At 66.3% G+C, this 18,848-nt stretch carries 23 protein-coding genes and 1 tRNA gene; 10 read left to right on the top strand and 14 right to left on the bottom strand.

From position 1 onward, the window contains the following. Positions 1-23 precede the first annotated feature (23 nt). The 4 genes from AAID08_RS11060 (at position 24) to AAID08_RS11045 (ending at position 1,670) form a co-directional block, all read left to right on the top strand. Positions 24-338, top strand: a complete 315-nt coding sequence (locus AAID08_RS11060; RefSeq protein WP_054504100.1) for a type II toxin-antitoxin system RelE/ParE family toxin — start codon at positions 24-26, stop codon at positions 336-338. After that, complete coding sequence (locus tag AAID08_RS11055; RefSeq protein ID WP_054504099.1) at positions 335-646, top strand: addiction module antidote protein; 312 nt, start codon at positions 335-337, stop codon at positions 644-646. The genes AAID08_RS11060 and AAID08_RS11055 overlap by 4 nt, the downstream gene beginning before the upstream one ends. Positions 647-741: 95 nt before the next feature. Next, the gene (gene xth / locus AAID08_RS11050; protein WP_064523698.1) at positions 742-1,524 is read left to right on the top strand and encodes an exodeoxyribonuclease III; all 783 of its coding nucleotides are present in this window, start codon (positions 742-744) and stop codon (positions 1,522-1,524) included. A 70-nt stretch (positions 1,525-1,594) separates the two neighbouring features. Beyond that, a tRNA-Ala gene (locus AAID08_RS11045) sits at positions 1,595-1,670 on the top strand. Positions 1,671-1,746: 76 nt separating this feature from the next. Here AAID08_RS11045 and AAID08_RS11040 read toward each other — a convergent pair. From AAID08_RS11040 to AAID08_RS11000, 9 genes are read right to left on the bottom strand one after another with little or no spacing between them, the layout of a single operon-like run. Beyond that, positions 1,747-2,736 (bottom strand): IS3 family transposase, encoded by a 990-nt coding sequence (locus AAID08_RS11040; RefSeq protein ID WP_395757799.1) that lies wholly within the window; start codon positions 2,734-2,736, stop codon positions 1,747-1,749. After that, positions 2,702-3,124, bottom strand: a complete 423-nt coding sequence (locus AAID08_RS11035) for a helix-turn-helix domain-containing protein (protein ID WP_395757418.1) — start codon at positions 3,122-3,124, stop codon at positions 2,702-2,704. The genes AAID08_RS11040 and AAID08_RS11035 overlap by 35 nt, the downstream gene beginning before the upstream one ends. A gap of 52 nt (positions 3,125-3,176) precedes the next feature. Continuing rightward, entirely contained in the window at positions 3,177-3,851 is a 675-nt protein-coding gene (locus AAID08_RS11030) for a hypothetical protein (protein WP_116793320.1), read from the bottom strand. Beyond that, a complete protein-coding gene (locus AAID08_RS11025) occupies positions 3,826-4,209 on the bottom strand; it encodes a thioesterase family protein (protein ID WP_054504096.1) in 384 nt (127 codons plus the stop codon). The genes AAID08_RS11030 and AAID08_RS11025 overlap by 26 nt, the downstream gene beginning before the upstream one ends. Further along, complete coding sequence (locus AAID08_RS11020; RefSeq protein WP_395757640.1) at positions 4,210-4,995, bottom strand: hypothetical protein; 786 nt, start codon at positions 4,993-4,995, stop codon at positions 4,210-4,212. A gap of 58 nt (positions 4,996-5,053) precedes the next feature. Next, complete coding sequence (locus AAID08_RS11015; RefSeq protein ID WP_054504094.1) at positions 5,054-6,010, bottom strand: nitronate monooxygenase family protein; 957 nt, start codon at positions 6,008-6,010, stop codon at positions 5,054-5,056. A gap of 13 nt (positions 6,011-6,023) precedes the next feature. Continuing rightward, on the bottom strand, positions 6,024-6,917 hold the full coding sequence (locus tag AAID08_RS11010) for a diiron oxygenase (protein WP_064523684.1): 894 nt from the start codon (positions 6,915-6,917) through the stop codon (positions 6,024-6,026). 19 nt (positions 6,918-6,936) lie between these two features. Further along, a complete protein-coding gene (locus tag AAID08_RS11005) occupies positions 6,937-7,185 on the bottom strand; it encodes an acyl carrier protein (protein ID WP_054504092.1) in 249 nt (82 codons plus the stop codon). Positions 7,186-7,216: 31 nt separating this feature from the next. Beyond that, positions 7,217-8,206: a methyltransferase gene (locus AAID08_RS11000; RefSeq protein ID WP_395757639.1), complete on the bottom strand. Its 990-nt coding sequence runs from the start codon at positions 8,204-8,206 to the stop codon at positions 7,217-7,219. 340 nt (positions 8,207-8,546) lie between these two features. Between AAID08_RS11000 and AAID08_RS10995 the strand changes: the two genes are divergently transcribed. Together AAID08_RS10995 and AAID08_RS10990 are read left to right on the top strand one after the other, a co-directional pair. Further along, positions 8,547-9,311, top strand: coding sequence for a sulfite exporter TauE/SafE family protein (locus tag AAID08_RS10995; RefSeq protein ID WP_006386411.1), 765 nt, complete (start codon positions 8,547-8,549; stop codon positions 9,309-9,311). Between the two features lie 123 nt (positions 9,312-9,434). Then, positions 9,435-10,136 carry a YoaK family protein gene (locus AAID08_RS10990; RefSeq protein WP_047992824.1) on the top strand — a complete coding sequence of 234 codons (702 nt, stop codon included), beginning with the start codon at positions 9,435-9,437 and terminating at the stop codon, positions 10,134-10,136. Here AAID08_RS10990 and AAID08_RS10985 read toward each other — a convergent pair. Genes AAID08_RS10985 through AAID08_RS10975 form a run of 3 tightly spaced genes read right to left on the bottom strand, consistent with a single transcriptional unit; the run spans position 10,124 to position 12,070 of the window. Beyond that, positions 10,124-10,327 carry a hypothetical protein gene (locus AAID08_RS10985; protein ID WP_054504090.1) on the bottom strand — a complete coding sequence of 68 codons (204 nt, stop codon included), beginning with the start codon at positions 10,325-10,327 and terminating at the stop codon, positions 10,124-10,126. The genes AAID08_RS10990 and AAID08_RS10985 overlap by 13 nt on opposite strands. Further along, the gene (locus AAID08_RS10980; protein WP_064523675.1) at positions 10,324-11,388 is read right to left on the bottom strand and encodes a DUF4105 domain-containing protein; all 1,065 of its coding nucleotides are present in this window, start codon (positions 11,386-11,388) and stop codon (positions 10,324-10,326) included. The genes AAID08_RS10985 and AAID08_RS10980 overlap by 4 nt, the downstream gene beginning before the upstream one ends. Beyond that, positions 11,372-12,070 carry a MarC family NAAT transporter gene (locus AAID08_RS10975; RefSeq protein WP_395757638.1) on the bottom strand — a complete coding sequence of 233 codons (699 nt, stop codon included), beginning with the start codon at positions 12,068-12,070 and terminating at the stop codon, positions 11,372-11,374. The genes AAID08_RS10980 and AAID08_RS10975 overlap by 17 nt, the downstream gene beginning before the upstream one ends. A gap of 200 nt (positions 12,071-12,270) precedes the next feature. Between AAID08_RS10975 and AAID08_RS10970 the strand changes: the two genes are divergently transcribed. Next, on the top strand, positions 12,271-13,665 hold the full coding sequence (locus AAID08_RS10970) for a lysozyme inhibitor LprI family protein (protein WP_395757637.1): 1,395 nt from the start codon (positions 12,271-12,273) through the stop codon (positions 13,663-13,665). Here the strand turns inward: AAID08_RS10970 and AAID08_RS10965 are convergent. Further along, positions 13,662-15,044 carry an amidase gene (locus AAID08_RS10965; RefSeq protein WP_395757636.1) on the bottom strand — a complete coding sequence of 461 codons (1,383 nt, stop codon included), beginning with the start codon at positions 15,042-15,044 and terminating at the stop codon, positions 13,662-13,664. The two genes, AAID08_RS10970 and AAID08_RS10965, sit on opposite strands and share 4 nt — an antisense overlap. Further along, positions 15,041-16,381: an MFS transporter gene (locus AAID08_RS10960; RefSeq protein WP_064523665.1), complete on the bottom strand. Its 1,341-nt coding sequence runs from the start codon at positions 16,379-16,381 to the stop codon at positions 15,041-15,043. The genes AAID08_RS10965 and AAID08_RS10960 overlap by 4 nt, the downstream gene beginning before the upstream one ends. A gap of 140 nt (positions 16,382-16,521) precedes the next feature. Here AAID08_RS10960 and AAID08_RS10955 point away from each other — a divergent pair, with 140 nt between their 5' ends. From AAID08_RS10955 to AAID08_RS10945, 3 genes are all read left to right on the top strand, one after another. Next, positions 16,522-17,562: a LacI family DNA-binding transcriptional regulator gene (locus AAID08_RS10955; protein ID WP_049074573.1), complete on the top strand. Its 1,041-nt coding sequence runs from the start codon at positions 16,522-16,524 to the stop codon at positions 17,560-17,562. 132 nt (positions 17,563-17,694) lie between these two features. Beyond that, positions 17,695-18,075 carry a DUF4180 domain-containing protein gene (locus AAID08_RS10950; protein WP_054416029.1) on the top strand — a complete coding sequence of 127 codons (381 nt, stop codon included), beginning with the start codon at positions 17,695-17,697 and terminating at the stop codon, positions 18,073-18,075. Positions 18,076-18,259: 184 nt separating this feature from the next. Further along, on the top strand, positions 18,260-18,841 hold the full coding sequence (locus AAID08_RS10945; RefSeq protein WP_175143070.1) for a TetR/AcrR family transcriptional regulator: 582 nt from the start codon (positions 18,260-18,262) through the stop codon (positions 18,839-18,841). The last annotated feature ends 7 nt before the right edge of the window (positions 18,842-18,848 follow it).

The raw sequence follows: 18,848 nt of genomic DNA, 5'->3' as shown, positions 1-18,848 counted from the left end.
GTATCCGATCGAATACACTACCCATGTACCACATAAAGCCGCTGCCAGAGTTCGACGCTTGGTTCGACACCCTGACAGACCCGACTACGCGGGCCCGCCTGATCCGCAGGCTTGAAAAGGCCGCACGGGGTTTGCTGGGCGATGTGAAACCGGTCGGAGAGGGCGTGAGCGAGATGCGCGAGTTCTTTGGCCCCGGCTGGCGCATGTATTACGTCGAACGGGGCAATGTGCTGATCGTCATGCTGGGTGGCGGCACCAAGGGCACACAAAGCCGTGACGTCAAACAGGCCAAGGAATTGGCGCGGGCCCTGAGAAACGACGAAGAAGACCAATCATGAGCAAGAAAACGATCAAGGTTTCCGAACTGCCCACCTTCGACCCCGCGCGTTACCTGCGCGACGACAAGGACATCGCCGCCTACTTGACGCAGGTGATCGAGGACGGAGACTTCAGTGAGCTTGCCCAGGCGCTGGGAGTTGCCGCGCGCGCTCGTGGCATGACGCAAATTGCCGAGACGACTGGCATTGGCCGAGAATCGCTATACAAGGCCCTGCGCGCCGGCGCGAGCCCGCGCTTTGACACCATCGCCAAGGTATGCAAGGCATTGGGCGTGCGTCTCGTCGTCCAGGCCAAGCATCCGGCCTAGGCACGCATGACGAGCGTGGCCGGGCCAGTAGCCGGAAACCAAGATTTCCTAGAGAATCCCTCCCACCTTCCGCAACGATAAACTGCATTCCCCCCATGAAATTAGCCACCTGGAACGTCAACTCCCTGAACGTGCGCCTGCCGCAAGTGCTGGACTGGCTGGGCGCCAATCCCGTCGACGTGCTGTGCATCCAGGAACTGAAGCTGACCGACGACAAGTTTCCCGAGGATGCCTTCAAGGAAGCCGGTTACCACGCCGTCTGGGCCGGCCAGAAGACCTACAACGGCGTCGCCATCGTGTCGCGCGTGCCGGGCACGTCCATGGTGCGCAACCTGCCCACCTACGAAGACCCGCAGCAGCGCGTGCTGGCCCTGACCTTCCCCAGCGCCGACGGCGAGGTGCGCGTGGTCTGCGCCTATTGCCCCAATGGCCAATCGGTCGGTTCCGACAAGTATGCCTACAAGCTCGAATGGTTCGCCGCCATGCGCGCCTGGCTGGCCGACGAGATCAAGCAGTACCCGCGCCTGGCGGTGCTCGGCGACTACAACGTCGCGCCGGCCGACGAGGACGTGCACAACCCCGAGAAATGGGAAGGCCAGGTGCTGGTCTCCGAACCCGAGCGCCAGGCGCTGCGCGAGCTGATCGACCTGGGTCTGGCCGACTCCTTCCGCCTGTTCGAGCAGCCCGAGAAATCGTTTTCGTGGTGGGATTACCGCCAATTCGCGTTCCGCCGCAATGCCGGCCTGCGCATCGACCACATCCTGCTGTCGGCGCCGCTGGTCAAGCGCTGCACCGCCTGCGTGATCGACAAGGAGCCGCGCCGCAACGAACAGCCGTCCGACCACGCGCCGGTGGTGGCCACGCTGACGTTCGATTGAGCCAAAAATCTTGCGCGCCGGCTTGCACGGCGCGCGGAAATTCCTGTATAGTTGCGCTCTTGCTTGATTTGGGGCGGTAGCTCAGCTGGGAGAGCGTCGCGTTCGCAATGCGAAGGTCGGGAGTTCGATCCTCCTCCGCTCCACCAATTCAATCTCCAGAGTGATCTGGGCAAGTCCGGAACAGCGCCTTAATGAACTGACCCCCAGAAGTTGGACAGTCAGCTAAAGCCCGAAGGCCTGAGCTCGGTATTGCACCGGGCTCAGGCCTTTTAGCTTGAGCTTGATGCGATCGTGATTGTAGTAACGGATGTACTGTCGAATGCCGGCTTGCAACTGCTCGATGCTTTCGAAGCGATTCAAGTGGAAGAACTCAGCCTTGAGCGTGCCGAAGAAGCTTTCCATAGCGGCATTGTCCAGGCAGTTTCCCTTGCGTGACATGCTTTGCGTCACCGATCTATCTGCCAGCATCCGCCTGTAGTTCTGCTGCTGGTACTGCCAGCCCTGATCGGAGTGCAGCACTGGACGCTCCGTCGGCAGCAGCCGCGCCAGCGCCTTCTTCAGCATGCTGCCCACGAGCTTGAACACCGGCCGGCGGCTGGTCTCGTAGGCCACGATCTCGCCGTTGTATAGGTCCATCACCGGCGACAGGTACAGCTTCTCGCCTCGTACGTTGAACTCGGTCACATCGGTGACCCACTTTTGGTTCGGACGCGCCGCCTCGAAGTCGCGCGCCAACACGTTGGCCGCCACGTGGTGTGATTGGCCTCGGTAGGACCGGTACTTCTTGGCGCGCACCAGCGACTTCAAGCCTAGCGCCTGCATCAGCTTCTGCACGGTCTTGTGGTTCACTAGCTCACCGGCCTGGCGCAAGACCGCCGTAATCCGGCGGTAGCCGTAGCGGCCCTTGTGACGGGCGTAGACCGCGCTGATGCGCTGCTTGAGCTCGGCGTACGGGTCCACGGCTCCGAACGACTTCAGGTGGTAATAAAACGTGCTGCGCGACAGCTTGGCGACGCGTAGCAGTAGTGCCAGCGGATGCTTGGGCCTTAATCCTTGGACCACTTGCGCTTTCCAACCAGCGCCCGGGTCTTCTCCGCTTCGATCAAGGCCTTCATTTTTTTTAGGTAATCGTTCTCCGCGCGCAGATAGGCCAGCTCTTGCTCGAGTTCTTCCTTGGTCATGTCCTTGGACACCGGCTCTGGGGGTACTTATGCGGCATGCTTGCTCCTCGGCGCTTGCGCGCCAGCGCCTCTATACCCCCAGCATCATACTGGGCGCGCCATTTCGTAATGTGCCCTGTATGACGAATCCCCAGCAACACCGCTGCCTGCGTGTCCGACAGACCTTCGCGCCGGATCTTGATCAGCACCGATTGTTTGAAGGCCGCGCTGTACGAGCCAGATTGCCTGCGCAACCCGTTAACGCCATGCGCTCGAAAACTCCCGACCCAGCGCCGCACCATTGAGTGCGGCACTTCGTATCGGCGCGCCACCGATTTGAAGCCGTCCGTGCCTTGCAGGTACGCCTGCACCACTTTGATCTTGAATTGCTCTTCATACTTCGCCATGTAAAAACCCCCGAAGGTCGGATCAATATCCAACTTTCGGGGGTCAGTTCATGCCGGGGCGTTTTTGTTTGGTCGCTTGGCCTGACTATTTCCGGCCAGCGCCCAGGATCCGGCCAGTCCCCACGACTGAAAGGCTGGCGGCCGTTGGGCTGCCGGCCACGGGACTACCGGCCACGGGACTACCGACCACGGGACTACCGGCCACGGCGCCGGCTGCGCCAAGGCCGGGCTGCAGCAAGGATATGGCGGGCTTGCCATATTCCTCCCGGTAACCCACACATAGCAGCACCCTGCCGACACGCTCGCACCGCGCGACGAATCGCCAGCGGCTCAATACCAGGCCGATTTCTTGCGCCCCGTCCTGGCCGCAAGGCCGGGCCCAGGCGATGGACAAGCGCGGCAGCGCGTGCAGCAGCCCCAGCCCCACGCTTTTTGCGCAAGCCTCGCGGGCGACCCAGCCGACCAGGAAGTCCACCACGACGAGGTCCCGCCGCGCCAGCCAAGCCGCCAGGCGGCGTTGGCGGGCGGCCAGATCGGGCCGGTCCAGATGCTCGATATCAATGCCCACATACTTGCGATTGGCATATAGCCGCGCCTGCACGCCGGCACTGTGGCTCACGCCGAAACCGGCAAGGCCGGGAAGGTACGGCTTGCCCAACCGGGTGCGCAGGATCGGGGCGCGCGCGGCCCGCCCGACCAGCACCGGATCGGGACGGCCCAGCACTACCGTGACGTCAAAGTTCGACGAGGGTGCGGTCATGCGTGCCGGTCGCGATCAGGGTGTCGGCCTCGCCCGCCACGGCGCGGGCGCTGAACCGCAGGGAATGGCCGAACATCGCCTCCACCGTGATCGTCAGCCGCACCGCGCTGCCCGGGTGCGCGGGCGCAACGTGGCGCACGCTGACCGCATGCCCGACCGACCCGCAGCGCCCGTCGCCCGCCAGCCGGATGCACTCGGTCGCGTAAGACTCGATCCAATAGACAATCACCGGGGTGGCCAGCACATCCCGATCTCCTCCATAGTTCAATGCGCTTGCGGCGGCATCGACCATGCAGGTTTTCGTGAACTGCTGTCCCGTCTCGAACAGCGCCTGCGCCTGTAGCGTCGGGCCATCCATCTAGGCGCGCTCCAGCGCGGCGAGCGCATCCGCCGCATTGCCGAAACGATCCTTGAACATGGAGATCCATCGCTCCAATCCAAACGCGACACAACTGGTATGCACGAAGCTGTCGGCCAGGCGGATATCGAACTTTTCTCCGAAGTAGTTGCGGTGATAGTTCAGCGACGACACGGCATGGCCGTCGAACACCAGCTCACGCTTGGTGGGCGTCAGCGCCGACAGGCGCGCCACGGCGCTGCCGGAATCAAAGAAGGGATCGTTGGCTTCTTCACAACCCGCGCTGATCCCAAGTTGCGCGAACAGGGAGAACAGGCGGTCGCACCCCGCTTCCAGGTGCGCCTGCGCGCCCTGCGCGGTGCCCAGGTACACGTATTCCTTCATGGTGAAGTTGAAAGCGCGGTAACGATCCAGCGCCTTGTCCTCGTGCCGGAAGCAGCGCGCGATGCAGGACTCCACCCGCGCGTCTTCGAGGTGCTGCCCTTGCAGCCCCAGGTAGACCTTGTAGCAGGTGGCCGGCAACAGCGCCACGTCGGCGCAAAGCGCCTTGAAATCCTGGTCCAGCTTGCGCTGGCCGCGCGCGAACCCCAGCAACTCGCCCTTTTCTATCGAGCACATGACGCAGGTCAGGTGCGGGAAATTGCGCACGTAACCCAGCGCATTGATCTCTTCATGGGCCAGCAAGCTGTCGAACTCGGTGGTGGCGTCGGGCGCAATCGAGAATATGTCGTCCAGTTTGGCCTGCAGCACGTTCTTTACCTGGTGCCATTGCTTTTCGATAATCACGATTCAATCTCCTGAAAATCCCTGAAAGCACTTGAGTGAATGCATGCACGACCCGGCCTTACGCCGTCAGGTCAGCCAGCACCTGGCGGACGGTTCGGATGGAATGCGTGTCCTTGCAGGACGTGCCGCAATACAACGCCATTTCCTCGATCAAACCCTCGGTGTGCACGGTGGGTACCGCAACGCTGTAACGCAGGATGGGATAACGCTTGCCAAAGTAATGCGCGGAACCGATGACACTGGCCGGCAGCGATTGCTCGCAACTGGCATTGCGGATAACCCGGTGGCGATGGGTGTGCCAGCCGATGCTGAAGCGGTCGGTGACCACGGTATCGCCGGGCGTGGCGTTCACGATCGCCTGCTTGTAGCGCTCGTGCGCGGCGGACTCCCGGGCGGCCGCGAATACGGTGCCGCACAGCGCGCCGGAAAATCCGGCCTGCACCACCTGGCGCAACTCCGCCGCATTGCTGATGCCGCCGCTTAGAAACACCATGCGCCTGTCGACGCCATGGCGGCCGGCCTGGTCCAGCGCCTGTCCGCGCGCGGTCGAGCCCAGGTGATGGCCGCCCGCCTCCGTCGTCTGCAACACGCCAAAACGCGCGCCGGCATCGAACCCCGCTTCCAGCTCCTCCCAGGTCCCGCCTTGCACGCCATATTCCATGCCGGCCGGCAAGGCCCGCAGCACGGGGGCATCCGGCAGGCCGAAGAAGGTCACGACCGGCCGCTCCGGGCGGTCCGCCAGAAAGGCGAGCCGCTCCAGCAACGCGTCCGCGTCCAGTACGAAGGGCACCAGATTCACGCCGAAGCGCGCGCGGGTCAGTTGGGCCGTGCGCGCAAGCAACGCGCCGATCTCGTCGAGCGTGTGGCGATACAGGCCTATCATGCCGAACGCGCCCGCCTCGCACACGGCGGCCGCCAGTTCCGGCTGCGCCACGCCGCCCATGCCGGCCTGCAGGACAGGCAAGCACGCGCCAAAAAACGCCTCCACCTCGGGACTGCTGGCAATCCGCGCCATGGTGAGCCTCCGCCTATAGCGCAGCCAGATTCAAGTCCGTCACCAGCCCCTGTTTGGTGAAGTAGGCGGCGCTACGCTTGAACCATTGCTCGTGGATGGCCTTGCGCGCCGGATGCGACCGCAGCGCGTTGCGCATGGCGTTGCCGTTGCGAAACCCCAGCGGCTCGTAGACCTTGGCATCATCATAGACGGCGGGGTTGTACATCAGGCTGATGAAGTACCGGAACATATTCGTTACCGTGCGCGCCACCTCCGCCCGCGTCGCGTCGGGATCGCCGCTGCGCTCCAAGGCCAGCCGATACAGGCGCGGCACCATTTCCCGGCCGAAGGACACGTGGCGGGACTCATCGACATGGTGCTGGTAGTTGATCTGCTTGAGGATCTCGGTGATGCCGTCCGTGGTGCCGACCTTATGGTTGTAGTAGTCGACAAACTCCTCGAAGATCAGCGTGCTGGCGAACATGTACAAGTCGTCCAACTCTGGCGTGGCGGCCTGCGCATCGCCCTGCAACTGAATGGATGGATATATCTTTCCCGCATAATCCAGGCAGGCCTTGGCGAAATACCACATATGGAAATTCTCTTCGCCCATGAAGACATGCAGGTATTCGGAGACATCGGCATAGCGCTCTTCATAGATGCAGCGGCTGACAAAGCCCAGCACCCCTTTGATGCCATGCACGTTCAGGCTGAAGAAATTGACCGCTTCCCACTTGCTGAGCCGTATCTGCTGCGCGGCGTCCAATTGCTCCTGCAAGGGCGTTCCATAGGTGGTGAGCAAGTCATTGCTGCACCAGGGCTGGTCATCCGGGATACGGGCGGGCCACTCGAAACGCTCGTAGGGATCATGCGAACGCCCCTTGGATAGCGTCTTCAGGCGTTCGATTCTTGAGTAGTCGAATGTCATGGTGCGCTCCTCGCTCGGCCTAGCGCTGTGCCTGGACGAAGTTGACGATGGCATCCACAGTGCGCAGGTCGTCGACGGTGATGGCGGTCGAGACATCACGCCCGACCAGTTCGCCCAGGAACATGATGAAATCCAGGAACTGCATGCTGTCCAGGATGCGCTCTTCGATCAGGTTCTTCTCCTTGATGCCTTCGACCTGCGCATTGCGGTTTTCCTTCAGCCAGGCGATCACTTCGGCTTCGGTATCGGTGACGGTCTGTGTGGACATAGGGACTCCGGTTCAATAGGTGGATAACGCGTCAGACCTTGACGGCCGACAGCAGGCAGAACCCGCTGCTCTCCTGGCGCAGCACGGCCTGGCGCTCAAACCCCGCACCCGCGATCCGCGCCTGCATGTCGCCCACCGTCCAACTGCGCCCGCCGTCCCACAGCGCCAGCGCGGACAGGTTGTGCAAGGTGGTGAACAACGGCGCGCGCCGGTCCTCGGCAAGGAAGTAGCCTTGCACCAGCAAGGTTCCGCCCGGGCGCAATGCCTGCCTTGCGCGGTCCAGCATCGATCGGCACACCTGCGCGCTCTCCTGATGCAGCACGTTCGAAAAAAGCAGCGCGTCGGCCGCCTCGCCAAAGCCGTCCTGCCGATAATCGGCCACCTTGGCGCTCACGCGGTCCGCCAGGCCGGCTGCGCGCACGGTTTCGCGCGTGATCTCGACAACCGGCGCCAGATCCAGAACCTGCGCGGTTACATCGGGCCACGCCGCGCACAAGGCAATCGAATACGTGCCCGCGCCCCCGCCCACATCCACCAGATGGCGAATGGGCACGTCTTGCAGGGCCTGCGCGAACGCGGGGCCGGAACGGGACGCGAACTGGTGCATGCCGAGGATGAAATCGCGCATGAACTGGGGGTCCTCGCCCAACCACTTGGATTGGTTGTCCACCGCCTCGCCTCGCCGCACCGCCTCGGCCAGTTGCGTCCAGGGCTGTTTCCAGCGCGCCATGACGCGCAGCCAGCACAACAGGGATTCGGGGCTGTCCTCGGTGAGGAAACGCGCACTGAGATCGGTATTGGCGTAGCGCTCGCCGTCGCATGCCAGCAGCTTTTGCGCGACCGCGCAGTCCAGCAAGCGTTCCAGCGGCTCGGATTCGCAACCGATTTCCCGAGCCAGCTCGGCGCAGGTACGGGGTTCGGTCAAACGCTGGGCAATCCCCAGATCGGCCAGGGCATACAAGGGTTGCCCCTCCCAATGCCCGAATGCCAACCGGGAAAACGCCATGAAGCTCACATCCATCGAGATTCCCTCCTGATTCAACGGTGATGGCCCGCAGGGCCAGACAGGTGAACACGCAACAACTCCGGGGACGGAGTTGGAAACCAGCGATCAGGACGGGATACACGCAAAGCCGATGCAGATCCGGCCGCATGCGCCATCCTGGGGAGTGACAGCGATCTTGCGGGGGCGGCTAAAAGGCGTCGCCGGAGTTTCAATATGGTCCATATATTGGACCATTATTTATTGTTTAATTTTCGAGCATTCTATACCCACGCAGAAAATAGGCAATAATAAATTTCACCCGATATTTTGGTCCATTATATGGACCATAAACATTGTTTAACGAAGAGGTGTGGGCATGGAGTGGACCATCGCGGCACTGCTGGCCGGCGCGGGCACGCTGGGCGGCGTCATCAATGCGCTGGCGGGCGGCGCCACATTGATTACCTTTCCCGCGATGGTGGCGGCGGGCCTGCCGCCCGTCATCGCCAATGCCTCCAGCGCGGTCGCCATCTCACCCGGCCATATCCTCGCGGCGCTGGCGGATCGTGAAAATCTGCCCGCTCCCGATCGGCGCTTCTGGCTGTTATCCATCGCCACCACCGCGGGCGGCGCGCTGGGCGCATTCATCCTGCTTGCCATTCCCCCCGCCTATTTCATCCTGCCCGTGCCGGCCCTGATCGCGTTCGCCACCCTGCTGTTCGCCTTTGCGCCCCAGGTGCAGGCCTGGAGCGCGCGCCGACGCGGCGGCCAGGCGCAGGACGGCCCCGCGCGCGGCGTGCTGCCGATCGCGCTGGCCTCCGTGTATGGCGGTTTTTTCGGCGCCGGGCTGGGCGTGATCCTGACCGCGGTGATTTCCATCACGGATCCCGGAAACCTGCGCGCCATCAAATCGCTGAAAAACCTGCTGGCCACGTTTGTCACCGCCGCGGCAATCGTCATCTTCATCGTGCAGGGTTCGGTGCATTGGCCGGCCACGCTATGCATGCTGGCCGGCGCGCTGGCGGGCGGCTACCTGGGCGGCCACTTGATACGCGTCCTGCCGGCTTCGGCCATCCGGGCGTTCGTGATCGTCACGGGCGCCGCCATGACCGTGATCTATGCGGCGAAGTACTGGTTCTGAACGCCCCGCGCCATCGCCGGCCTGGGCGCATCACCGGCGTCATCGGAACATCGTCCTGCGTGCGTGAACGCCGCAACTGCGATACAACGGTAGGCACTCTGCCGTCACCCGGATGGAACACCGATGCCCGCGCCCGCCACCGCCGCTCCCCCTGCCGCTCCCGCCGGCGAACGCCTGCCGCTGCTGCTGAGCCTGAACGCGGGCTACGTCGACACCCTGGGGTTCATCGCGCTGCACGGCCTGTTTTCCGCGCACGTGACGGGCAACTTCGTCACCATCGGCTACGCGCTCGGCAACGGCGCCTCGGGCGCCTGGACCAAGCTGGCGGCCCTGCCGATGTTTTGCCTGGGCGTGTTCCTGGCGCGCCTGTATGGCCAGGCGCGACGCGACGCGGGCAAGCCGGCGTTCATGCGGCTGCTCACGGCCAAGACGCTGCTGCTGTGCGTGGCGGCCGCGCTGGCCCTGGCGCTGGGGCCGTTTCCGATGGGTGATAGCTGGGGGTTGTTCGCCACCGGCATGACGCTGGTGCTGGCGATGTCGATCCAGAACGCGGTGCACCGCGTCCACCTGGGCGCGGCGCCGCCCTCGACGCTGATGACTGGCACCACCACGCAGATCATGCTGGACCTGGCGGACGCCGCGCGCGGCCAGGCCGACGAAGCGGTCAAGCGCCGCATGGGGCGCATGGGACGGGCTGTGCTGGCGTTCGCGATCGGTTGCGGCGCGGCGGCGCTATTGCACGTGTCGATCGGATTGTGGGCGTTCGTGCTGCCGCCGCTGGTGTCGCTGGCGGGACAGGCGCTGGCGCGGCCCTACCCCGGCTGACGCGCCTGGCTGGCGCGCCGGGCCTGGGCGCCCTTGCCCTGCGGGCGCGGATCGCGCGGCGCCCGGCCGGCCCGCCGGCCGCGCAGGCGGCGGGCAATGGCGTCATAGAGCCGCACGCCGGGCGTGCGCATCAGCAGGAACACCAGTACGCCCGCCAACAGGAGCCACAATACGGCGCGCAGCCAGATCATGGCGTGCCTCCCGCCGGTTCGGCGCGCAGGTGGCGCCGGATCGACCGCGAGAAACCGATCGAGTCTTCGCCCAGGATCGGCGGAATGCCGACAAAGCCGCGTTCACGCAGCGTCTGCAGGGGCTGTCGGGTATCGAGTCCGCCCTGCTCATAGAGATATTCGGGCAGGTAGCCCGACAACAGGATGCGGTAGTCCAGCGGCAGCCCGGGCACGATGGCCCGCACCATGCGATAGACCAGCGTGGTGCAGTTGGCGGTGACCGTATGGTAGAAGCGCGGCGTGTCGGCCAGCTCGTTGGCGGTGCGCACGTACGACAGGAACAGTTCGCGCATGGCATCGACCGGCATCTGCACCGGGTAGATGTAGACATTCTCCGCGCGCGGGCCGGCGCGCACGTAGAGCACGTCACGCTCGTCGGCGGCCACCACGCTCAGTTCGAATTTCTTGAAGAAGCCGCCCAGTTCGGAGAACTGTTCGCCGCGTTCCTTGCGGATCTCGACCGAGAACACCACATGGCGGCCATCGGCGAAACCGAACGAGACCAGGGTGTGGGCGATGGCCGGACCGTCCCAGTACGACAGCACCATGTCCACCGAGCGCAGGTCGTTCAGGTCGTAGACCCGGGTTTCCCAGCGCTGCGTGTAGTCGCTGTCCGAACGCCACTTGAAGTCGCGCACATTGTCCAGCGTGACGATGCTGCCCGCGACACTGCCGCGCAGGGTGCGGGCCACGTCGTCGGCCCAGACCCGGTCATTGGAGGGCGCGATGCCCTGCCACCAGGCCGCCAGCGCGATCACTGCCAACAGATAGGCCCACAGCGCGGGGCGGCGGCGCAAGCGACCGACGCCATGCCACAGCCGCAGCAAGGCATACAGCCCCAGGGCGACCCAGGCCAGCATCAGCACCGCCCTGGCCCAGACGGCCCCGGGCCCCTGATACCAGAACGCCAGGCAGGCCCATGCCATCGAGAACAGCATCAGCAGGCTGAGCGCCAGGCGCCCCGCCAAGCGCAGGCAGCGCCAGGCCCGGCCGGCGCGTTCGCGGTCAGGCACCGGCGCCATGTTGACTCACGATTTCCAGCACGCCATTGATGACGAACTGCACGCCCATGCACACCAGCAGGAACCCCATGATGCGCGAGATGGCTTCGACCCCGCCGTTGCCGATCAGGGCGACAATGCGGCCGGCCGAACGCAGGCAGATCCAGAACAACACGCCCAGCAGCGAAAAGACGATGATCGGCGTGACGGCGATGGTCCAGGCGGGATACTCGCTGGCGGCCTGGCTGCCGACCGTCGAGGCGGCGCTGATGATCATGGCGATGGTGCCCGGGCCCGCCGTGCCCGGCAGCGCCAAGGGCACGAAAGCAATGTTGGGCACCTGGCGATGGATCGCGACATCGGCGGCCACGTCAGCCTCGCGCTCGTCGCTGGCGGCGCTGGCCGCCGCCGGAAACAGCATGGAGAAGCCGATGCTGACCACGATCAGCCCGCCGGCGATGCGCAGACCCGGGATCGAGATGCCGAACGTGGCCATGATCCAGGCGCCGGCGTAGTACGTCACCAGCATGATGCCCACGACATAACAGGCGGCCTGCCGGATCTGGCGTTCGCGTTCTTTGTAGGGAATGTGCTGCCCGAGAGACAGCAGCATGGTCATGGAGGTCAAGGGGTTGGCCAGCGGCAGCATCAGCGCCAGGCCCAGGCTGACCAGCTTGCCCAGTTGAACCAGATCATCAATCATCGCGGCGGAGGAAAAAACGGCGGGTCGGAACGGCTGCGCGGCGCCGTGCCGCAAGGGGCATCAACCACGCTACACCGCACAGTGTAATGTAAGCAAAGGAAATCTCCCGTAATTACCCGGGCCCGCGCTCTTACCCGGGCCCGCGCTCCGGTACGATGCGCCCTTGGCCGCCTGCGGCCCGTCACTGACAGGAGTTTTCCGTGCCCCTCCTCCGTTTGCGCGCGCTGCCCGTCGCCCTGCTGCTCGCGCTCACTCCCTTCGCTGCGTCCGCGGCAGCCGGCATGGATTGCGGCCAGGCGCGCACGCCCACCGAAAAAGCGCTGTGCGCCGACGCCGCACTGCACCGGCTCGACGCCGAGCTGGGCGCGGTCTACGGCAAGCTGCGCGCGGCCCGGCCGCAACAGGCCGATGCCTTGCGCCAGACCCAGCGCGGCTGGCTGAAGCAGCGCGACCTGTGCGGCGCCGATGGCGACTGCCTGCGCCAGCGCTACGAGACCCGGCTGGCCGAATTGCAGGGCCAACTGCGGCGCGCCCAGGGCTACCAACCCGACGCCACCGACAAACTGGCGTTGGAGGACCTGCGCCAGGCGGTGGCCGCTGCCGCCCGGAAGGACCCGGAGATGCCGCTGGAATCCGTGCTGGTGGCGTTCTCGACGCGGGCCGAATCGACCACGTTCGCCAATGTGCGCGCCGCGGATGGCGACGGCCAGGCCCGCCTGCCCGACCAGCGGCCGCCGGGCGTGACAGAGGACGAATGGCGCGCCGTGCTGGCGTCGGGCCTGGACACCGATAGCGACGCCGAAGGCGGCAACGTCTCCTATACCCTGCTGGACCTGGACGGCGACGGCCAGCGCGACCTCGTCGTCGATACCTACATCGGCGGCACCGGCCTGTTCTCCGCCATCGGCGCGTTGCGTCGCGACGGCGCGCGCTTCGTTCCCGCCGATGCCAACGGCGCGCCGGACGCCGGCGGCTCGCTTTACACGATCAACGGCCGCGGCGCCAATCAGTCGGGCGACTGGATCCGGCTGCGCGGCCGGGTCTATGCCACCTACCGGGTCGGCAGCTACGGCGAAGACCGCTTGTATCTATTGCGGCCGCTGCACCTCGTGGGCGATGTGCCGACGCTGGCCGTCCGCTACCGCTACGACCTGTCGGTGCCACGGCAGCAGACGCGGCAGGACACGGGCGCGGCCAGGACGCTGGACGAAGCGCTGCACGCGGCATTGACCCGGGCGCTGGCCGGCCTGCCGCCCGGGCCGGCCAAGGGCGACGCGCCCGGCAGCCAGCCGCTGTGCCCGGTGCCGGCCGGCACGCGCCGGGACGAGCGCGAGGCCTACAACGGCTACGGACCCGGGCATTACAGCTACGAGACGGTCGGCGACCTGACGGTGCAGGTCGGCCCGCGCTGCTACATAGGCCGGGTGGTGGACTGGTTCGGCGACTACAGCGCCAAAGGCGGCCTGTCCGCGCAGCTCTGGATTCGTGATCCGGATCCCGCCGGCAAGCAGGACGCGTTCGACCTGCGCGGCAAACGCCGCGCGGTCGATATCGAGACGTCGATCGGCCCGGTGCAGGGCGACAACGGCGTCTAGGGCCGGCGCCAGTGCCGCGCCGCCAGCGCCAGCAGGCGCGCGTCGGCGCCTTCGGCGGCCACCAGTTGCAGCGCCACCGGCAGGCCGTCGACGAAGCCGGCCGGCAAGGCGATGGCCGGCAGACCCAGCAGGTTCCAAGGATTGGTCAAGCCCAGCAGCGTCTCGCGCACGGCGGCGCTGCCCGGGCCGGCCACGCTGCGCTGTTGCAGCGCCGGCGCGGTGATCGCCACCGCCGGCAACGCCAGCACGTCGACCCGCTCGAACAGGTCCGCGAACACGCCCCGCAACTGCTCGCGCGTATTGCGCGCACGGACGTATTCCCAGCCCTGCACCGGACGCGAGGCGCGCAGGCGCTCCAGCACTTCGGGGTCGAACTTGCCGGGCTCGTCCTCCACGCGCTCGGCATGCACCGCGTAGGCTTCCGAACGCTGGATGGCGCCCAGCGCCGCCTGCAGCGCGCGGGCGTGGCGCGTGACCTCGGCGCCATCCACCAGCTCGCCGCCAAAGCCTTCGGCGGCGGCGCGGACGCACGCCGTGACGGCCGCCTCGTCGATCGCGAACGGCGCGTTCGGCACCCACATCATGCGCGGCGCGGCCAGGCCGGGATCGGCCGCGTCGGCATAAGCGCCGATGGCGCCGCCGGACACCGCCTGCATGAACGCCTGCGCGTCTTCGACGCTGTTGGCCAGCACACCGACATCCTCGATGCTGGGCGCCAGCGGGAACACGCCGCGCGCCGACACGCGGCCGTGGGTCGGCTTGAAACCGACCACGCCGCACAGCGCGGCGGGCACCCGCACCGAGCCGCCGGTGTCGGTGCCCAGCGCCAGCGGCACCATGCCGGCGGCCACCGCGGCGCCGCTGCCCGCGCTGGAACCGCCGGTGATCTGGGTGGTGCGCCACGGATTGCGCGCCGCGCCCTGGACGCTGCGGTCGCCAGTGGGCCCGTAGGCGAATTCGTGCGTGAGCGTCTTGCCGATGACGATGGCGCCGGCCGCGCGCAGCAAGGCCACGCACTCGGCATCGGCGGCCGGCCGGTGCCCCAGGAAATGCGCCGCGCCCATGGTGGTGGGCATGTCGCCGGTGTCGACGTTGTCCTTGATGGCGACCGGGATGCCATGCAGCGGCCCGCGCACCTGGCCACGGGCCCGCTCGGCGTCCAGCACGCGGGCGGCGGCCAGGGCGGCATCGACGTCCACATGCACGAAGGCGTTCAGTTGCGGGTTCAGGCGCTCGATGGCGGCCGCCGCGTGGCGCACCAGCGCTTCGGCGTCAAGCGCGCCCTGGCGCATGGCGTCCTGCAGCTCGGCGACGGTGCGGCCCGCGAAAAAGCCGGGTTCGACGGCCAGCGCCGGAATGGGGTTCGATTGCGGATTCATCGGGTGGCTCCCTGGTAATTGGCGGGCAGGCGCGGGCCGACGCCCGGACGCACCTGCAGCATGGCGATCATGCCGACGGCGGTGGCGACGGAGGCGGCCACGAACATCACGGAATAACCATGGCGCGCCGCCAGATAGCCGGTGAGCGTCGGCGCCAGGATCGAAGCGATATTGGCGAAGAAGTGCATCAGGCCGCTGAAGGTGCCGACGCGGCTGGCCGGGGCGGTGTCGATCACCACGGCCCAATAGACCGAATTCGGCATGGCGTTCAGGGCATTGGCCAGCGTCATCAGCGCGATCACGGCGAACACCGACTGCGCCTGCGACACCATCAGGAAGCACAGCGTGGTGGCCAGCAGGCAGCCGGCGGCGAACCAGCTACGGGCAATCTTCAGGTTGCCGGTGCGCCTGGCCAGCATGTCCGAAATGCGGCCGCCCAGCAGCACGGTGACGCAGGCGCCGGTCCAGGGAATCATGCCCATGTACCAGAGCGAGGACAGGCTGTAGCCGAAGGTGTCCTGCAGGTACTTGGGGGTCCAGGTCAGCAGCAGGAAGTTGACGTAGTTGAACGAAAAATAGCCCAGCGTGTTCAGCAGCAGGGTCTTGCTGCGAAAGAAGCTCCACCACGGCAGCGCCGGCGCGTCGCCGCCCTGCCCGGCCGCCGCCTGCTCGGCGCGCGCCGCCTGGATCTCGCGCAGTTCGGCCGGGGACACGCGCGGGTTGGTGTCGGGGCGGTCGGTGAAGATGCGCATGAACAGCACCAGCACGATCAGGCCGGCCGCGCCCAGGATGTAGAACATGGCGCGCCAGCTGCCGGTCAGGCTCAGCAGGCCCACCGCCACCGGCGCCGTCAGCAGCGCGCCCAGCGGCGTGCTGAGCAGGCCGAAGCCGACCACGAAGCCGCGTTCGCGCGGAGTGGCCCAGTTGGCGATGGTCTTGTTGATGATGGAATACGCCGGGCCCTCGGCCGCGCCGAACAGAATGCGGATGGTGGCAAAGCCCGCCAGCGCCGAGCCGCCCAGGAAGGCCAGGCCGAAGTCGCCGGCCCAGGCGGTCGCGATCTCGAAGATCGACCAGGTCACGCCGGCCACGATCCAGACCTTGCGCGGGCCGAAACGGTCGGCCAGCATGCCGCCAAACAGCGCGCCGACCATGTAGCCGTAACCGAAGTAGCCCAGCACGGCGCCCCAGTCGCCCCGGTCCAGGCCGTATTCGCCGGTGATGTGGGCGGCGGCATAGGACATGGCGCCGCGGTCGATGTAGTTGATCAGTGCCAGCAGCACGACCATGGTGAAAATTCGGTAACGGAACCGCGAGTTCCGGGATTCAAGCGTCATTGCGATCCATCCAGTCGATTTACCCAAACGTTTGGGTTGCGCAATGCTAAGGGGTCGGAAAACAAAAATCGACACCGTGTAAACCCTAGGTTGCCGCCAAAGACCCTGAGACGGTATTCGTGCGTGTATCCTCCAGCCCCATGAACAAATCCCGCCCTGTCACGCTGCAAAGCCTGGCGCGGCAGCTCGGTCTGAACGTGTCGACCGTCTCCCGCGTCCTCAACGGTTCCGAGGATGACGCGCGCGCCGCCGCCGCCCCCGACACGGTCAAACGGGTCCGGGCGCTCGCCGCCGAGTTGCAATATCGGACCAATCCGCACGCAGCCAGCCTCAAGACGCGCCGCAGCCGCACCATCGGCGTGCTGGTGCCGAGACTGTCGGACATGGTGCTGGCCACCATCTACGAAGGCATCGACGAAGCCGCCGCCGAACACGGCTACCTGACCTTCGTTTCCAACACCCAGGATGCGCCCGACAAGCAGCGCAAGCTGATCGACATGGCGCTGGCGCGGCGCGTGGACGGCCTGATCCTGGGCGACGCCCACAGCCACGAGGGCGCGGCGCCCAATCCGCTGCTGGCCGACCTGGCGCAACGCGACGTGCCGTTCGTGCTGGTCAGCCGCCACGCCGATGACCATTGCGCCGTGACCTGCGATGATCTCGAAGGCGGACGGCTGGCGGCGGAGCATCTGTTGGCGATGGGCCATCGGCGCATCGCGGTGATGGTGGGCGAACCCTTCACCAGCACGGGCCGCGACCGCTCGGCGGGCTTTTTCGCGGCCTGCGCGCGGCACGGGGTTCAGGTGCCCGCCCAATGGCGCATCGAAAGCCCGTTCGATACCGACGCCGGCCGCCTGGTCGGCGCCCGCCTGCTGGCCGGTCCCGACCGCCCCACCGCCATCTTCGCGGTCAACGATTTCCTGGCGGTGGGGGTGATGGGCGCGGCGCGCGAGCATGGCCTGGAGGCCGGCCGCGACGTGGCCGTGGTGGGCTACAACGACACGCCGCTGGCGGGCGCCCTGCCCATCGGCCTGACCACCATCCATTCACCCATGCACGAGATGGGGCGGCTGGGGCTGGAACTGCTGCTGCAGAAGATCGACGGCGGCGCCCCGCGCAGCGTGCGGCTGGCGCCGTCGCTGGTGGTGCGCGGCAGCAGCGATCGGCCGATACCGGGCTGAACCGCGCCTGCGGGCAGAGGCCCCGACCGTGGCCGCGGTTCGGCCCGGGCGACCGTGGCTGGCGTTCTTCGTGGGCGCCAGGGATATCATGTTCGCCCCAAGACAACACATGCCGATACTGCCATCCACGCCATGATCAATTCTTCCACGCTCGTCGATATCGGCGGCAAGCGCGTCCTGCAATTCGACGCGACCGGCCCCGCCCTGGCCACCGGCCAGGACACCAACGACCTGATCAGCGCCGCCTGGGAACACGAGGCCGAATGGCTGGCGCTGCCCGCCGCGCGCGTGCATCCCGATTTCTTCCGCCTGGAAACGCGCATCGCCGGCGAGCTGATCCAGAAGTTCGTCAACTACCGCCTGCATTGCGCGGTGGTGGGCGATATCTCGGCCTATCTGGCGGACAGCAAGTCGCTGCGCGATTTCGCCTACGAGACCAACCGCGGCCGCGTGTTCTGGATGCTGGATGACATGGCGGCGCTGACGGCGCGGCTGACGGCAAGCCAGGGCTGAGCGGGTCATAGGCCGGCTGTCTGGCGCGGCCAATGGTTATTACCCGCATGGAAAAAACGGAAGGTCAGGGAAAGCGCCAAGCCCGGCCCAATGCGCAAAGCCCCTTCGGCGCGAACGGTCTTGCTTGACGCAGCACCGCTGCGGACCGTATCGTTATTTGAACGATCATTCCAAAAACAACGCCATGCGTACCAAGGATTTCGAACCCGACGACGTCGCCGACGCCGCCATGCAGGTGTTCTGGCGGCGCGGCTACGCCGCGACCTCCGTGCAGGACCTGGTGGACGGCACCGGGCTGGGACGCGGCAGTCTCTACAACGCCTTCGGCAGCAAGCAGGGCCTGTACGAAGCCGCGCTGCGGCGCTATCACGAACTGACGGCCGCCAACCTCGACCTGCTCGCCCGCCCCGGCAATGCGCGCGAGCGCATCGGCCGGCTGCTCGACTTCATCGCCGACGACGAACTGCGCGAGGCCAGCCGGCGCGGCTGCCTGGTGGCCAACGCCTCGCTGGAAATGGCGGGTCAGGATGACGTGGTGGCCGAACTGGTGCGGCGTAACTTCCAGCGCCTGGAAAAGGCGCTGGAGAAGATCCTGGCCGAAGGCCAGGCCAACGGCGAGATCGACAGCGGCAAGTCGCCGCGCGCGCTGGCCCGCTTCATCGTCACCACCATCCAGGGCCTGCGCGTGGTGGCCAAGGGCAGCAATGCGCGCGAACGCCGCCAATGGCTGGGCGACGTGGTCTCGGTGGCGCTGGGCGCGGTCTAGGCATACC

Origin of the sequence: Achromobacter sp. EB05 (genome assembly GCF_044232075.1) — a bacterium.
GTDB lineage: Bacteria > Pseudomonadota > Gammaproteobacteria > Burkholderiales > Burkholderiaceae_B > Achromobacter > Achromobacter dolens.
The sequence above is the reverse complement of the archived record's forward strand: the minus strand, read 5'-3'. Positions and strand labels throughout refer to the sequence as shown.

Bases quoted from the DNA above. Each gene is read 5' to 3' on its own strand.
- AAID08_RS10945 (WP_175143070.1), top strand. From the start codon at position 18,260: ATGCGTACCAAGGATTTCGAACCCGACGACGTCGCCGACGCCGCCATG.
- AAID08_RS10960 (WP_064523665.1), bottom strand. From the start codon at position 16,381: ATGACGCTTGAATCCCGGAACTCGCGGTTCCGTTACCGAATTTTCACC.
- AAID08_RS10950 (WP_054416029.1), top strand. From the start codon at position 17,695: ATGATCAATTCTTCCACGCTCGTCGATATCGGCGGCAAGCGCGTCCTG.
- AAID08_RS10965 (WP_395757636.1), bottom strand. From the start codon at position 15,044: ATGAATCCGCAATCGAACCCCATTCCGGCGCTGGCCGTCGAACCCGGC.
- AAID08_RS10990 (WP_047992824.1), top strand. From the start codon at position 9,435: ATGCCCGCGCCCGCCACCGCCGCTCCCCCTGCCGCTCCCGCCGGCGAA.
- AAID08_RS11015 (WP_054504094.1), bottom strand. From the start codon at position 6,010: ATGGCGCGGATTGCCAGCAGTCCCGAGGTGGAGGCGTTTTTTGGCGCG.
- AAID08_RS11060 (WP_054504100.1), top strand. From the start codon at position 24: ATGTACCACATAAAGCCGCTGCCAGAGTTCGACGCTTGGTTCGACACC.
- AAID08_RS11000 (WP_395757639.1), bottom strand. From the start codon at position 8,206: ATGGATGTGAGCTTCATGGCGTTTTCCCGGTTGGCATTCGGGCATTGG.
- xth (WP_064523698.1), top strand. From the start codon at position 742: ATGAAATTAGCCACCTGGAACGTCAACTCCCTGAACGTGCGCCTGCCG.
- AAID08_RS10955 (WP_049074573.1), top strand. From the start codon at position 16,522: ATGAACAAATCCCGCCCTGTCACGCTGCAAAGCCTGGCGCGGCAGCTC.
- AAID08_RS11030 (WP_116793320.1), bottom strand. From the start codon at position 3,851: ATGACCGCACCCTCGTCGAACTTTGACGTCACGGTAGTGCTGGGCCGT.
- AAID08_RS11005 (WP_054504092.1), bottom strand. From the start codon at position 7,185: ATGTCCACACAGACCGTCACCGATACCGAAGCCGAAGTGATCGCCTGG.
- AAID08_RS10985 (WP_054504090.1), bottom strand. From the start codon at position 10,327: ATGATCTGGCTGCGCGCCGTATTGTGGCTCCTGTTGGCGGGCGTACTG.
- AAID08_RS11025 (WP_054504096.1), bottom strand. From the start codon at position 4,209: ATGGATGGCCCGACGCTACAGGCGCAGGCGCTGTTCGAGACGGGACAG.
- AAID08_RS11010 (WP_064523684.1), bottom strand. From the start codon at position 6,917: ATGACATTCGACTACTCAAGAATCGAACGCCTGAAGACGCTATCCAAG.
- AAID08_RS10995 (WP_006386411.1), top strand. From the start codon at position 8,547: ATGGAGTGGACCATCGCGGCACTGCTGGCCGGCGCGGGCACGCTGGGC.
- AAID08_RS10980 (WP_064523675.1), bottom strand. From the start codon at position 11,388: ATGGCGCCGGTGCCTGACCGCGAACGCGCCGGCCGGGCCTGGCGCTGC.
- AAID08_RS11055 (WP_054504099.1), top strand. From the start codon at position 335: ATGAGCAAGAAAACGATCAAGGTTTCCGAACTGCCCACCTTCGACCCC.
- AAID08_RS10975 (WP_395757638.1), bottom strand. From the start codon at position 12,070: ATGATTGATGATCTGGTTCAACTGGGCAAGCTGGTCAGCCTGGGCCTG.